This is a genomic window from Mesobacillus jeotgali (genome assembly GCF_002874535.1).
Lineage (GTDB): Bacteria > Bacillota > Bacilli > Bacillales > Cytobacillaceae > Mesobacillus > Mesobacillus jeotgali.
Window position 1 is genome coordinate 4,521,053 of record NZ_CP025025.1, and the last position, 15,055, is coordinate 4,536,107.

The 15,055-nt window shown below is 44.4% G+C and carries 14 protein-coding genes; 12 read left to right on the forward strand and 2 right to left on the reverse strand.

The window, feature by feature from the left end:
* Positions 1–110: 110 nt before the first annotated feature.
* Positions 111–290, reverse strand: a complete 180-nt coding sequence (locus CD004_RS22515) for a hypothetical protein (RefSeq protein WP_102264796.1) — start codon at positions 288–290, stop codon at positions 111–113.
* Positions 291–400: 110 nt separating this feature from the next.
* Between CD004_RS22515 and ispE the strand changes: the two genes are divergently transcribed.
* The 11 genes from ispE (at position 401) to spoVT (ending at position 12,922) form a co-directional block, all read left to right on the forward strand.
* Positions 401–1,270 (forward strand): 4-(cytidine 5'-diphospho)-2-C-methyl-D-erythritol kinase, encoded by an 870-nt coding sequence (gene ispE / locus CD004_RS22520; RefSeq protein ID WP_158651622.1) that lies wholly within the window; start codon positions 401–403, stop codon positions 1,268–1,270.
* A gap of 55 nt (positions 1,271–1,325) precedes the next feature.
* A complete protein-coding gene (gene purR, locus CD004_RS22525) occupies positions 1,326–2,150 on the forward strand; it encodes a pur operon repressor (protein ID WP_102264798.1) in 825 nt (274 codons plus the stop codon).
* 32 nt (positions 2,151–2,182) lie between these two features.
* The gene (locus tag CD004_RS22530) at positions 2,183–2,557 is read left to right on the forward strand and encodes a RidA family protein (protein ID WP_102264799.1); all 375 of its coding nucleotides are present in this window, start codon (positions 2,183–2,185) and stop codon (positions 2,555–2,557) included.
* A 532-nt stretch (positions 2,558–3,089) separates the two neighbouring features.
* On the forward strand, positions 3,090–3,380 hold the full coding sequence (spoVG, locus tag CD004_RS22535; protein ID WP_023613316.1) for a septation regulator SpoVG: 291 nt from the start codon (positions 3,090–3,092) through the stop codon (positions 3,378–3,380).
* Between the two features lie 285 nt (positions 3,381–3,665).
* Positions 3,666–5,039 (forward strand): bifunctional UDP-N-acetylglucosamine diphosphorylase/glucosamine-1-phosphate N-acetyltransferase GlmU, encoded by a 1,374-nt coding sequence (gene glmU / locus CD004_RS22540; protein WP_102264800.1) that lies wholly within the window; start codon positions 3,666–3,668, stop codon positions 5,037–5,039.
* Positions 5,040–5,057: 18 nt separating this feature from the next.
* Positions 5,058–6,014 carry a ribose-phosphate diphosphokinase gene (locus CD004_RS22545; protein ID WP_102264801.1) on the forward strand — a complete coding sequence of 319 codons (957 nt, stop codon included), beginning with the start codon at positions 5,058–5,060 and terminating at the stop codon, positions 6,012–6,014.
* Positions 6,015–6,708: 694 nt separating this feature from the next.
* Positions 6,709–7,341 carry a 50S ribosomal protein L25/general stress protein Ctc gene (locus CD004_RS22560; RefSeq protein WP_102264804.1) on the forward strand — a complete coding sequence of 211 codons (633 nt, stop codon included), beginning with the start codon at positions 6,709–6,711 and terminating at the stop codon, positions 7,339–7,341.
* Between the two features lie 144 nt (positions 7,342–7,485).
* Entirely contained in the window at positions 7,486–8,046 is a 561-nt protein-coding gene (gene pth / locus CD004_RS22565) for an aminoacyl-tRNA hydrolase (protein ID WP_102264805.1), read from the forward strand.
* A 146-nt stretch (positions 8,047–8,192) separates the two neighbouring features.
* Positions 8,193–8,423, forward strand: coding sequence for an anti-sigma-F factor Fin (locus CD004_RS22570; RefSeq protein ID WP_102264806.1), 231 nt, complete (start codon positions 8,193–8,195; stop codon positions 8,421–8,423).
* 101 nt (positions 8,424–8,524) lie between these two features.
* On the forward strand, positions 8,525–12,061 hold the full coding sequence (gene mfd, locus CD004_RS22575; RefSeq protein WP_102264807.1) for a transcription-repair coupling factor: 3,537 nt from the start codon (positions 8,525–8,527) through the stop codon (positions 12,059–12,061).
* Between the two features lie 324 nt (positions 12,062–12,385).
* Positions 12,386–12,922: a stage V sporulation protein T gene (gene spoVT / locus CD004_RS22580; protein WP_102264808.1), complete on the forward strand. Its 537-nt coding sequence runs from the start codon at positions 12,386–12,388 to the stop codon at positions 12,920–12,922.
* A 76-nt stretch (positions 12,923–12,998) separates the two neighbouring features.
* Here spoVT and CD004_RS22585 read toward each other — a convergent pair whose 3' ends face one another.
* Positions 12,999–13,265, reverse strand: coding sequence for a hypothetical protein (locus tag CD004_RS22585; RefSeq protein ID WP_102264809.1), 267 nt, complete (start codon positions 13,263–13,265; stop codon positions 12,999–13,001).
* A 159-nt stretch (positions 13,266–13,424) separates the two neighbouring features.
* Here CD004_RS22585 and CD004_RS22590 point away from each other — a divergent pair, with 159 nt between their 5' ends.
* A complete protein-coding gene (locus CD004_RS22590) occupies positions 13,425–15,029 on the forward strand; it encodes a putative polysaccharide biosynthesis protein (protein ID WP_102264810.1) in 1,605 nt (534 codons plus the stop codon).
* Positions 15,030–15,055 lie beyond the last annotated feature (26 nt).

The window sequence follows — 15,055 nt, forward strand, 5'->3', positions numbered from 1 at the left end:
TCAGTGACTTGAGGGGCTGACCAAGGCGCTTGCGCTTTTCTTTGTCCAGCTCCAGCGCTTAGCCAGTTTTCATCTCTGAGAGTGCTTCTTCGAGTATCTTGCGATAAGCGTTAGCTTTGAGCAGCTCGAGTCGCTTGTCTAGTATCGCCTCCTAGAAACTCCGAAACTTCAACTTCGCCGGCAGAAGCAAAAAGCGCTTCTTTGTCGGAGTCTCCAGTTTCTGCGTTTCTGGACAGTCGGCTATACTTTTCGATTTCAGTCCGCCCAATGAAGTCAAAGAGCGACTTCACTGGTCGGCCCTCCAGCGCTTGTCGGGTCTGACCAAGGCGCTTGCGCTTTTCTTTTCTTTTTGTGGTAAAATAGGACAAAATGTGGAATTCGTTTAAAGTAGGTGGAGGTTGTGAAGGTTTTAGTGAAGGCGCCAGCAAAAATCAATTTGTCACTTGATGTTTTGCACAAACGTCCGGACGGTTACCATGAGGTGGAAATGGTCATGACGACGATTGATTTGGCTGATCGCATTGAACTTAGTTTACTAGAAGAAGACAGGATCGTAATCCATTCCCATAATCGGTTTGTACCTGATGATCAGCGGAATCTTGCTTACCAGGCAGCGCATCTGTTGAAGGAGAGGTTCCAGGTTAAGCAAGGTGTTATTATCGGCATTGAGAAGACTATTCCGGTGGCAGCAGGGCTTGCTGGCGGCAGCAGTGATGCAGCGGCCACGTTAAGAGGCTTGAATAAGCTATGGAAGCTTGGTCTGTCATTGGACGAGCTGGCTGTGCTCGGCGCTGAAATTGGTTCAGACGTTTCTTTCTGTGTTTACGGTGGAACAGCGCTTGCGACGGGCAGAGGGGAAATTATTGAACAACTGCCGGCACCGCCGACGTGCTGGATTGTTTTGGCGAAGCCGTTTATCGGTGTATCGACGGCAGAAGTATATCGCCGTCTTAATGTAGAGACGGTTCAGCATCCGCCTACAAAGCAAATGATATCCGCGATTGAAAATGGGGATTTCCATGGAGTCTGCAACAGTGTCGGAAATGTTTTGGAAGATGTGACGCTTTCGCTTTATCCTGAGGTAGCCCAGATCAAGGACCAAATGAAGAGGTTTGGTGCTGACGCTGTTTTGATGAGCGGAAGCGGTCCGACAGTATTCAGCCTTGTGGCTCATGATTCACGGATGCATCGAATTTATAACGGCCTACGAGGGTTCTGTGACCAGGTATTTGCAGTGAGAATGCTTGGAGAGCGCCACACTCTTGATTAAATCCGTATAATGGTGGTATATTAACCTTAAATATTCGGATTTTGGAGGTTCTTGAATGAAATTTCGACGCAGCGAGCGTTTGATCGATATGACGACTTATTTACTGGAACATCCGCGCCAATTGGTACCGTTAACCTATTTTGCCGAGAAGTATGGTTCAGCAAAGTCCTCAATCAGTGAAGATCTCGGAATCATCAAAGAAACATTTGAACAGCGGGGCATCGGTGTCCTGCAGACCGTGCCAGGCGCAGCCGGCGGAGTCAAGTTCCACGTCCATGTCAGTGAAGAAAAAGCCAGGAAGGTAATCGATGAACTTTGTACCGTGATGGCAAGTCCTGATCGATTGCTGCCAGGCGGTTACCTTTACATGAATGATATCCTTGGAAATCCAGCAATTGTGCAGGAAGTCGGAAGGCTCCTTGCATCTGCTTTTGCAGATAAGGATATCGAAGTTGTCATGACCGTGGCTACGAAAGGGATTCCAATCGCTTACGCAGTCGCAAGCCACTTGAATGTTCCTGTCGTGATTGTCAGAAGGGATAGCAAAGTGACAGAAGGATCGACGGTCAGTATCAACTATGTCTCAGGTTCATCAAAAAGAATCCAGACGATGGTGCTATCAAAGCGCAGCCTTGCAGAGGGTTCAAAGGTTCTGATTGTCGATGACTTCATGAAAGCAGGCGGTACCGTTAATGGCATGATCAACTTGCTTGAAGAGTTTAATGCAGAGTTAGCGGGAATAGCGGTACTGGTTGAATCGGAGAATATCGAAGAAAGACTTGTCGATGAGTATCTATCACTCGTCCGCCTTTCAGATGTAGACGTAAAAGAACGAAATATTACCGTGAGTGAAGGAAATTTCTTCGCTCGCAGAGAATAGTTGTTCATATAACAAATAGACGAGGTGACAATATGAATATTGTACAAACTTCAAACGCGCCTGCCGCAATCGGTCCATATTCGCAAGGTGTCGTTGTGAACAATCTTTTCTACAGCTCAGGCCAGATTCCTTTGACTCCAGAGGGTGTAATGGTCGAGGGAGATATCCAGGCCCAGACGCATCAGGTATTCAAAAACCTGAAAGCTGTTCTTGAAGCTGCAGGAGCTTCACTTGAAACAGTCGTAAAAGCAACTGTCTTCATCAAAAATATGGATGAATTCGCTCAATTGAATGAAGTATATGCAGAGTATTTCAATGTGCATAAGCCAGCTCGCTCAACAGTAGAAGTGGCAAGACTGCCAAAGGATGCCCTGGTGGAAATCGAAGTAGTAGCGCTCGTTAAATAAACGGGCGTTTTTTTTATTTTCACGAAGTGAGAGGAAATCAGGATTGGGATTACGTTCGCAACAGAGAGGTTTCTCCGCCCGAACAAGAAGGGGAGCCTGAATTTCGATTGCAGCAAAGAGGTTTCTCTGCCCGAGCAAGAAAGGGAGCTTAAATTACGGTCGCAGCAGAGAGAAATCTCCCACCGTAAAGCAGGGAGAACTGCGATTTTGGTCAAAACAAAAATGGCCCAAATCTATCAATCCGCAAATAGGCTTGGACAATATAAATATTTAAATACAAAAATATTTCCTATATAGAGAGTAGTGGTAAAAAGATAAAAGGTGGTTTTTACAGAGGAGGTTTATTTACTCGTCAATAGCCAAAAAAGCCTATTTTAATAAGGTATTTTAGTATGTAAAGGCTTAATGTATGAAAAAGTTCACAAATTCGCCCTATTTTTTCGAAAAAATTTTCTTGTAAAAGAAGGAGATTTGATTTCAACGTGGAATTATTTAACTAGAATTTTATCTATTTGTAAAGGTGGTGAACAGAATGGAAGTAACTGACGTAAGATTACGCCGCGTTAATACAGATGGACGGATGAGAGCGATCGCTTCCATCACGCTTGACAACGAGTTTGTTGTCCATGATATCAGGGTGATTGATGGAAACAACGGCCTATTTGTTGCAATGCCAAGTAAACGCACTCCTGATGGCGAGTTCCGTGATATCGCGCATCCGATCAATTCGGGTACACGCGGAAAGATCCAGGATGCTGTTTTGGCAGAGTACCACCGCTTAGGTGAATTGGAAGTCGAATTCGAAGAAGCTGGCGCTTCCTAGAATATATAAGTTTATAACATCAAGAGCCTGCTGCACAAGTTAGGCTCTTTTTTATTTCCCCGGTTCGTCCTCCGATTAAACCTTTTTTTAAAAAATATTCCCTTCGAGAATTGTCCAGCTGCGGCTCCTAACTCCTTGAGGCGATTGTCTAGTGTCGCCTCCGCTTTTTGCTTAATACTCCCCTACCTAAACTGACAAATAATTGTACTTGTTCTTCTATTCTTGAAATGGCCGGCTATTTAAGATATATTCGTAATGGATAAAAAGGTAAATGGAGGCCTGCTAATGTCTAATCGTTATGCAATCATTTTAGCAGCCGGTCAGGGAACAAGAATGAAGTCCAAATTGTATAAAGTACTTCACCCTGTATGCGGCAAGCCAATGGTACAGCATGTAATTGACCAGGTGAAAAGTCTTAATATAAACGAAATCGTGACCATTGTAGGGCATGGAGCGGAAAAAGTGAAGGATCAGCTCGGTGAAGACAGCCAGTATGCCCTTCAGGCAGAACAGCTAGGAACTGCTCATGCTGTTCAGCAGGCAGGGGACATGCTTGCAGACAAAGAGGGAGTTGCAATCGTTGTCTGTGGTGATACTCCGCTGATCAAGGCTGAAACAATGGAAGCTCTTTTCAAGCATCATGAAGAGACAAACGCCAAAGCGACTATCCTGACTGCGAGAGCTGAGGATCCAACTGGATATGGCAGGATTGTCAGGAATGCTGAAGGTTTTGTTGAAAAAATCGTTGAGCATAAGGATGCGAGCGAACAGGAAAGAAGCATCAATGAAATCAACACTGGTACATATTGTTTCGACAACAAAATGTTATTCGAGGCGATCCAAAATGTATCAAATGATAATGTCCAGGGAGAATACTATCTTCCAGATGTCATCGAGATCTTGAAAAACCAGGGCGAAATCGTTTCTGCATATGTGACTGATAGCTTTGCCGAGACACTTGGCGTCAATGACCGCGTCGCTCTTGCGGAAGCTGAACGTACGATGAAAAAGCGTATCAACGAGTATCATATGCGCAATGGCGTATCGTTAATTGATCCTGATAACACGTATATTGGACCAGATGTGCAAGTGGGACAGGATACGGTTATTTTCCCGGGAACGATGCTTTCTGGCAGCACCGTCATCGGCTCTGAATGTCAGATTGGACCAAATACTGAAATCAGTAACTGCGAGATTGGAAACAATACAGTTATCCGCCAATCAGCTGCATTCGACAGCAAAATTGGCTCCGAAGTCAATATCGGACCTTTCGCGCATATCAGGCCGGAATCTGATATCAATGACGAAGTGAAAATCGGCAATTTTGTCGAAATTAAAAAAGCGGTATTTGGCAAAGGAAGCAAGGCTTCCCACCTTAGCTATATCGGTGATGCTGAAGTCGGCGCTGATGTGAATATCGGCTGCGGCTCCATCACAGTGAATTATGATGGCAAAAACAAGTTCTTGACCAAGATTGAAGATGGTGTATTCATTGGCTGTAATTCCAATCTTGTTGCACCAGTGACTATAGGGAAAGGCGCATATGTTGCTGCCGGTTCCACCATCACTGAAGATGTTCCAGGTGAAGCACTAGCGCTTGCCCGCGCTCGTCAAGTCAACAAAGAAGATTATGTAGGGAAACTGAACGTAAAGAAATAAGAGTCTTGGAGGTCCATAATGTCAAACCAGTATCTTGATCCAAATTTGAAGGTTTTTTCACTTAACTCAAATGTAGAACTTGCTCAGGAAATTGCTAAGGTAATCGGAGTAGAGTTAGGAAAATGCTCCGTTTCCCAGTTCAGCGACGGAGAAATCCAGATTAACATTGAAGAAAGCATCCGTGGCTGCGATGTGTATGTAATCCAGTCCACTAGCTCTCCAGTAAATGAGAACATTATGGAATTACTGATCATGATTGACGCATTAAAGCGTGCATCAGCTAAAACAATCAATATTGTTATGCCTTATTACGGCTATGCAAGACAGGACCGTAAAGCCCGTGCTCGTGAGCCAATCACAGCTAAGCTTGTGGCAAACCTTCTTGAGACTGCTGGCGCTACCCGCGTGATCACGCTTGACCTTCACGCTCCGCAAATTCAAGGATTCTTTGATATTCCAATCGACCACTTGATGGGTGTTCCAATTCTTGCTGACCACTTCAAGAGCAAGGAATTGAACGGAGACGTTGTCATTGTATCTCCTGACCATGGCGGTGTTACTCGTGCAAGAAAGATGGCTGAAAGACTGAAAGCACCTATCGCAATCATCGATAAGCGTCGTCCGAAGCCGAATGTTGCTGAAGTAATGAACATCGTTGGTAATATTGAAGGCAAGGTTGCCATTTTGATTGACGATATTATCGATACTGCAGGAACAATTACATTGGCTGCAAATGCGTTAGTAGAAAATGGAGCACTTGAAGTATACGCTTGCTGTACACACCCTGTATTGTCAGGTCCTGCAATTGAGCGTATCGAAAACTCCAAGATTAAAGAACTGGTTGTGACAAATTCAATCGCGCTTGCAGAAGAAAAGCGCGTTGAAAAGATCCACCAGCTGTCTGTTGCTCCATTGATCGGGGAAGCGATTATCCGCGTTCACGAAGAGCAATCAGTCAGCACTCTATTTGATTAATATAAATAAGGAAATACAGGCTTGCCATTAGGCAAGCCTACTCCTGTTTATGATTGCTTTTACATATGGCTTGGGCTTTTTCATGCCTTTCCGAAGAAAAAGAGGCCAAAGCAGTCAAGAAAAGCTCATTATTGTGACAGGTTTTAAGGGAACAGGGCCAAAGCTGTCAAGAAAAGCTCTTTATTGTGACAGCTTTCAAGGGAACAGGACCAAAGCAGTCAAGAAAAGCTGGTTATTGTGACAGGTTTCAAGGGAACAGGGCCAAAGTTGTCAAGAAAAGCTGGTTATTGTGACAGGTTTCAAGGAAACAGGGCCAAAGTTGTCAAGAAAAGCTGGTTATTGTGCCAGGTTTCAAGGAAACAGGGCCAAAGTTGTCAAGAAAAGCTCGTTATTGTGACAGCTTTCAAGGGAACAGGGCCAAAGCTGTCAAGAAAAGCTCGTTATTGTGACAGCTTTCAAGGGAACAGGGTCAAAGCAGTCAAGAAAAGCTGGTTATTGTGACAGCTTTCAAAGGAACAGGGCCAAAGCTGTCAAGAATCTATAGCAATTTCCCGCGGAGAGCGAAAGTGCCTGGAATCAAATTCATCTGCCATGTTTAATAGAGCCTCTAAAAAAAGTAAAACGTTTAGACCTTCCTGTTTTGGGGCATTTTTTATATAGACAAGTACTTACGAAATAGGAAGGGGACAAAATCATGAGTGCAGTATTGAAAGCAAATGAGCGCACAGGTACTCAACGTTCTGCCTTGAGGAAACTACGCCAGGAGGGCAATATTCCAGCAGTTGTCTATGGAAGGACTACTGATAGTAAGTCGATTTATGTAGACAGCATCGAGTTTGTGAAGACTATTCGCGAAAATGGCCGAAATGGTGTTATCTCGCTTGATGTGGGTGGCAGCCAGCATAGTGTCATGCTGACTGATTATCAGGAAGACCATATCAAGAATGAGATTCTCCATGCTGATTTCCTTGTTGTCGATAAAAGCTCCAAGGTGCATGCAAGCGTCCGTTTAAACCTGGTTGGCGATGCTGCGGGTGTCAAGGATGGCGGCGTACTACAGCAGCCGATCCACGAAGTGAACATTACATCGACTCCAGGTAATATCCCTGAGTCAATTGATGTGGATATCACAAACCTGCAAGTTAATGAAAACCTGACACTTGCTGATATCAAAACAGGAAATTACGAAATTAATGATGACGAAAACACGGTAGTCGTTTCAATCCTTCCTCCTAAAGTGGAAGAAGAGATCAATTCTGGAGAAGAACAAGAACCAGGAGAGCCTGAAAATGAAGAAGGAAGAGAAACTGAGGCGAGCGAAGAATAAAGCAGCAATGGACGTAGCCTGAAAAGGGTTACGTCTTTTGCGGTTTTCATGTACATTATAAATAGAAATTCTTTCTGGTTTTCCCTGAATCGAGGGAATAAGCGGTTGAATAAGATGATACGCGTTTTGTTAGGGGTGTGGAATGTGAAATTATTTGTTGGCCTTGGGAATCCAGGAAGGCAATATGATAAAACCAGGCACAATATCGGCTTTGAAGTTATTGATGAGTTATCCAAACGGTGGAATATCCCATTGGATCAGGCAAAACATAAAGGCTTATATGGGAAGGGATTTGTTGGCGGTGAAAAGGTTATCCTGCTTAAGCCTTTAACTTATATGAACCTTTCTGGTGAATCAATCAGGGCCGTTATGGATTTTTATGATATAGATTTGGAGGATCTGGTCGTGATCTATGATGACCTCGATATGCCGACGGGAAGAATCAGATTGCGCCAAAAAGGCAGCGCTGGCGGCCATAATGGAATTAAGTCGACGATTGCCCATACTGGAACACAGGAATTCAAGCGAATCAGGGTAGGTATCAGCCGCCCTATAAATGGTATGGCGATTACCGATTGGGTACTTGGACGTTTTACCGCGGAAGAAAACGAACAGATGACTGAAGCTGTAATGAAGTCTGCCGATGCTTGTGAAGAGTGGATGAAAAAGCCTTTCTTAGAAGTTATGAATACATTTAATCAATAGCCGAATTTCTCGAAGTTGGCGAAATAAACATGCCAATCTTCTGATCAAGTAATATAATGTAAAAAAAGAATCATACAATAGGCTAAGTGCATAAGTTCCTGCCAAAGGGTCAATAATGATAATGACTTAATTTGGGAGGGACGGGCATGGCTATACATTATCATTGCCGTCATTGCGGCACGAAAATTGGCTCACTGGACAGTTTGTCTGTCCACAGTGAAAGTTTAGGACTGCATAAGCTGAACGAGGAAGAGCGCCAGGAGATGGTTTCTTACGCAGGGAATGGTGACATCAATATAAAATCGATCTGTGAAGACTGTCAAGAAGCCCTGGAACGCAACCCAGACTTCCACCAGCATGACTACCTAATTCACTGACAAGCTTTGGATTCCTTATCCAAAGCATTTTTCTGTTTGTATATTGCCATCAATTTTAAAAGTAAAGATTAGCATTTTTTTATAGAGAGGGAGAGGTTTGGATGCAGGGGCTGAAAGCTCTATTTAGTCATCAGGATGATGTCCAATCTGTTATTTCCGGAATGGATGCGGGGCTTAGGGAACAGCTCGTCGCAGGCCTGTCTGGTTCGGCTAGGACGGTCTTCTTGGCCGCGATTTACGAACAGACGAAGCGCCCCGTCCTGATCGTCACACATAATTTATTGCAAGCGCAAAAACTATATGATGATCTTGTTAATTTAATAGGGGAAAATGATGTTTACCTTTACCCGGCAAATGAATTGATTGCCGCTGAAATAAGCATTTCAAGCCCTGAGCTGAAGGCACAGAGGATAGAAGCTCTGAATCATTGGAGCAAAAAGAAGACAGGTATTGTGATCGTCCCGATGGCTGGCCTTAGGAAGATGCTGCCGCCAAAGGATTTATGGTCAAAATTCCAGCTGACATTCAAGCTTGGTGAAGAGATCGATCTCGAATCGGTTCTTAACCGGTTTGTCAGCATGGGCTATGTTAGGGCGGGAATGGTTTCGGCTCCTGGTGAGTTCAGCCTCCGCGGCGGGATTATCGACATTTATCCGCTGACATCGGCAGATCCAATCAGGATTGAGCTGTTTGATGCCGAGGTTGACTCAATCAGGACATTCTCACTTGAGGACCAGCGCTCGAAGGAAAAAATGAAAACAGTAGCGATTGGACCTGCGACAGAGAACCCGATCGAGAATGAACAGCTGGATCGTTTGATTGCGGGCCTGGAAAAAGGGCTCTCAGGCAGTTTGAAGAAGCTTAAGGATGATAAAGCAAAGACGCTGATGTCGCAAAATGTAGGCTATGAATTGGAACAGCTGCGCAATGGGCAAAAACCTGATCAAGTATTCAAGTACTTATCCATAGCTTACGAAAAGCCTCAAAGTTTAATAGATTACTTGCCGTCTAATGGTTTCCTGTTCGTCGATGAAATAAGCAGGGTTCAGGAGATGAATGAGTCTCTTAGCAAGGAAGAAGCGGAATGGTATACGAGTCTCCTCGGTGAAGGGCAGATCATCCATGACCTGAAGATTTCACACCAGCTGCCTGACTTGATGAGTAAAGCAGGAAAGCCAATTGTATATCTATCTTTATTTCTAAGGCATGTTCCAAACACTAGTCCGCAAAACATCATCAATATTTCATGCAAGCAGATGCAGAATTTCCATGGGCAGATGCATGTGCTTAAAGGTGAAGTCGACCGCTGGCGCAAAGGAAACTATGCGGTTATTTTCCTTGGTCCGGATGCGGAAAGGGTCAAAAAGCTCGAGCGAGTTCTTGAAGACTATGAAATCGATGCAGTAAAAATGAACAGCAAGCAGGAATTGCTGCCGGGAAAAGTTCAGATTATCCAGGGCAGCCTGAATACAGGGTTTGAATTCCCGATCCAGAAGATAGCTGTGATTACGGAAGAGGAACTCTTCAATAAAAAAACAAAGAAGCCTGCGAGGAGACAAAAGCTGTCGAATGCAGAGCGGATCAAGAGTTATTCTGAGCTTAAGATTGGTGATTATGTCGTCCATGTAAACCACGGGATCGGGAAATACCTGGGTATCGAAACGCTCGTGATCAATGGCGTCCATAAGGATTATCTCCATATTCGCTACCAGGGAACGGATAAGCTTTATGTCCCGGTCGAGCAGATTGACCTTGTCCAAAAATACGTCGGCTCAGAAGGCAAAGAACCTAAGGTCTATAAGCTCGGCGGCAGCGATTGGAAACGGGTCAAGAGCAAGGTGCAGTCCTCTGTCCAGGATATCGCGGACGATTTGATCAAGCTTTACGCAGAGCGTGAGGCTAGCGTCGGGCATGCTTTCTCTCCTGATGGCGAGATGCAGCGCGATTTTGAATCCTCATTCCCGTATCAGGAAACAGAAGACCAGGTTCGTTCAATCCATGAAATCAAGCTTGATATGGAACGTGAGCGCCCGATGGATCGCCTGCTGTGCGGAGATGTCGGCTATGGTAAAACAGAGGTAGCAATCAGGGCTGCCTTCAAGGCGATTGCAGATGGCAAACAGGTAGCTTTCCTTGTGCCAACGACCATTCTAGCTCAACAGCACTATGAGACCCTCAGGGAAAGGTTCCAGGACTTCCCGATTAACATTGGCTTGTTGAGCAGGTTCCGTACCCGCAAGCAGCAAACGGAGACAATCAAGGGACTGAAGGCTGGAAGTGTTGATATTGTGGTTGGAACCCACAGGCTCTTATCAAAAGAAATCACCTACAGTGATCTTGGCCTGCTGATCATCGATGAAGAACAACGCTTTGGGGTAACTCACAAGGAAAAAATCAAGCAGCTGAAGACGAATGTAGATGTCCTGACTTTGACGGCGACGCCAATTCCAAGGACGCTGCACATGTCGATGCTCGGTGTCAGAGATTTATCAGTCATCGAAACTCCGCCTGAAAACCGTTTCCCTGTCCAGACATATGTCATGGAATACAACGGGGGACTTGTCCGCGAGTCGATTGAGCGAGAGCTTGCCAGGAACGGACAAGTATACTTCCTTTATAACCGTGTTGAGGATATCGAACGGAAGGCTGAAGAGATTTCCATGCTTGTGCCTGATGCACGTGTCACTTTTGCACACGGCCGCATGACCGAAAATGAACTGGAATCTGTCATGCTTGGTTTCCTTGAAGGAGAATATGATGTCCTGGTCAGCACGACAATCATTGAGACCGGTGTGGATATCCCGAATGTAAATACATTGATTGTTTACGATGCAGATAAAATGGGTCTTTCCCAGCTTTATCAGCTAAGAGGACGGGTTGGACGCTCAAACAGGGTGGCCTACGCCTACTTCACATACCGAAAAGATAAGATTCTGACTGAGGTTGCGGAAAAACGCCTCCAGGCAATCAAAGAATTCACAGAGCTGGGTTCTGGTTTTAAAATCGCGATGCGTGACTTGTCAATCCGTGGAGCCGGTAATTTGCTCGGTGCCCAGCAGCATGGCTTTATCGACTCCGTCGGTTTTGATCTGTATTCACAGATGCTCAAGGAAGCAATTGAGGAGCGAAAGCCTGAGAAAGATCAAGTCCGCAAGCCTTCGATTGAAATTGATCTAGAACTTGATGCATATATACCTGATAGCTACATCTCTGATGGACACCAGAAAATCGAGATGTATAAGCGTTTCCGCGGTATAGAGACACTGAAGGATATCGATGAATTGAAAGAGGAAATTACAGACAGGTTCGGGGATTATCCTGCAGAGGTGGAGACCTTATTCAAGGTGGCTGAACTTAAAGTATATGCTATTACAGCAGGAGTGGAGACCATCAAACAGGTTAAGCAGGATGTAACTATTCTTTTAACAGAGGATGGAAGCAGCAGGATTGATGGACAGAAGGTGTTCAAGCTGAGCAGCCAATATAGGAATGCTGTCGGGCTTGGAATGGATGGCAAAAAACTGAAAATGGTCGTCCACACGAGAGGCATGAAAAACGACCGCTGGTTCGACATTACTTTCGAGATGATTAAGGGACTTCATGACTCCCAAAAAGAACAGGAAAATACAGTATCGTAACCATATGGAAATAATTTGTAATCTAAATGTAAAATGATAAGGTGTTTCAAAAAAGATAGACAAGGGTAATTTTTGTGTGTACGCAATTATTAGCTGGAAGGTTTATCCGTTTTTGGCACCTTTATCACTTCAAAGAAAATAATGATGAGAAGTGTATAGAACTTTCCATATGAAAGATACTAAGTTCAAATCTTGGTAAGGTTGATTAATAAAGGCATTTCTTCACCGGGTGCTCTTTTCGTTAACTATGTTATCTGAAAAGCAAAATCAATGAACAACCTTACCTAAAAAAATAATCATCAGATGAAAGTGAGGCAACGTTGGATGAAAGCAACTGGTATTGTTCGTCGAATCGATGATTTAGGTCGTGTCGTAATTCCTAAAGAAATTAGAAGAACACTTCGTATTCGTGAAGGAGATCCACTCGAAATCTTTGTGGACCGTGATGGTGAAGTCATTTTAAAGAAGTATTCACCAATCAGTGAACTGAGCGATTTTGCGAAGGAGTATGCAGAAGCGCTGTATGATAGCTTAGGCAACCCGGTATTGATTTGCGATAGAGATACTTATATCGCATTGGCAGGAGGTTCCAAGAAGGACTACTTGAATAAAAACATCAGTGAACTTGTTGAAAAGACGATGGAAGACCGTACTTCGTCCCTTGTGAACCAGCAGACTAACATTTCGCTTGTTGAGGGAAATGAAGAGCCTGTATCTGCTTATACAATAGGGCCAATCATTGCAAACGGAGATCCAATCGGGGCAGTCATTATCTTCTCTAAAGAGGGATCATTGGGTGATGTGGAACAAAAAGCTGTTGAAACAGCTGCAGGCTTCCTGGCAAGACAGATGGAGCAATAATCAAGATTCCTGATTCCGATTTATAATCTTACCTGAATGGGCAGCTGACAAAGCTGCCTCTTTTCGTGTTTTGAAGTTATAAGCTTATTGCAAGAAGAATAATGTCCAGTTTCAGCGCTTGTCGGTCTGACCAAGGAGCTTGCGCTTTTATGTTTGTCCAGCTCCAGCGCCTAGCCCCTCGAGTCGCTTGTCTAGTGTTGCCTCCTAGAAACTCCGAAACTTCAACTCCGCCGGCAGAAGCAAAAAGCGCTTCTTTGTCGGAGCCTCCAGTTTCTGCGTTTCTGGACAGTCGGCTATACTTTTCGATTTCGGTCCGCCCAATGAAGTCAAAGAACGACTTCAATGGTCGGCCCTCCAGCGCTTGTCGGGTCTGACCAAGGAGCTTGCGCTTTTCTATGTTACATCCTTCTAACAAATTGATGTTGCCTGTTTCACTTGCGGCCGATGCTCTCACCCTTGTGATATAATACGGTTGAAAATGATAATTGGAAGGAGATGGGCGATGAAGCCCGTTGCAGATTCAAAGGAATTGATGAAGGGAGCCATGATCCTTACTTTGGCAGCCCTCGTTACAAAAATCTTAAGCGCAGTTTACCGTGTCCCATTTCAAAATATCGTCGGGGATATTGGTTTTTATATTTATCAGCAGGTTTATCCCTTTTTTGGGATTGTCATGGTTTTATCTACATATGGATTTCCAGTTGTGATATCCAAGCTTTATACAGAGCAGCAGGCTGCAGGGAATACTGGCAGGGCGGATAGGCTTTTGGCCATTTCGCTTGTTTTCCTCAGCATGGTTGGACTACTGCTCTTTTTGTTTTTCTATTTTGGTTCTGGATGGATTGCTGAAAAAATCGGTGACCCTGAACTAAAGCCTTTGTTCAAGGTCGTCTCTGTGCCATTCCTGATTTTCCCGTTCACCTCTGTGTTCCGGGGATACTTCCAGGGAAAGGGAAACATGGTTCCAACTGCCGTTTCCCAGGTTTCTGAACAATTCATCCGTGTTGCGACCATTCTAATCCTGTCAGCGGTACTTGTGCAACAAGGCTTTTCTCTTTATATCACTGGTGCCGGTGCTGTGTTCGGGTCAATAACCGGCGGAGTCATTTCCGTCTTAATTCTAGGCTTTTTCTATCTGAAAAATGGGGGAGCTAATCCCTTCACGCGTTTTCATATAAGGGATATATTCAAGGACGCAGCCTGGGTCGTTAAAGCACTGACCATTCAGGGATTTGCGATAAGCATTAGTGGGATGCTGCTAATATTGCTTCAGCTGGCAGATTCCTTGAATATGTATGCCTCGCTGCTGGCAACGGGACTGACCGAAGAGGAAGCAAAATCGGCAAAAGGCATTTTTGACCGGGGGCAGCCGCTTATCCAGCTTGGGACAGTTGTCGCCACCTCCATGTCATTAAGCCTTGTACCGGCTATTTCTGGTGACAAATCAAGTAATCGGCGAGAAAAAGTCCTTCCTAAAGTCAGGCTTGCGCTTCAGACAAGCCTGATATTTGGCGCTGCTGCGGCTGTTGGCTTATACAGCATCATCGTTCCAGCAAATATCATGCTGTTTGAAAATGCAAATGGATCCGAAGTTCTTGGAGTACTCAGCCTGATGATTTTATTCGGCTCTGTCATCCTGACGATCATGAGCATTTTACAGGGTCTTGATAAGTCCATTTTTCCGGCTGCGGTCATTCTTGCCGGATTTGGATTGAAATACATATTGAATCTATTGCTCATCCCTATTGCTGGAACAATGGGTGCAGCTATTGCCACATTGGCTGCGATGCTGGCTGTCATGTTTATCCTGATTTATAAACTAAGACGTGAGCTGGGACAGCCTGTTCTATCGCTTGTTTTTATAGCGAAAATATTGTTTTCATCTGCAGTGATGGCTGCCGTTTTGCGATTATTTTTACTTATAACGGATTTCGGATATGGATATATTGAACCAGACAGGCTCGGAGCTGTATTCCAGGCATTAATCTCAGTTGCTGTGGGAGCAATTGTTTACTTTTTTATTTTGATAAAAACCAGGGCTTTGACTGAAGATGAACTAGTAACTTTGCCATTTGGCAGCAGAATTGTCCAGTTGTTCTTTAAATAGAGCCTTTTAAGGAGGAAAAAAGGAAT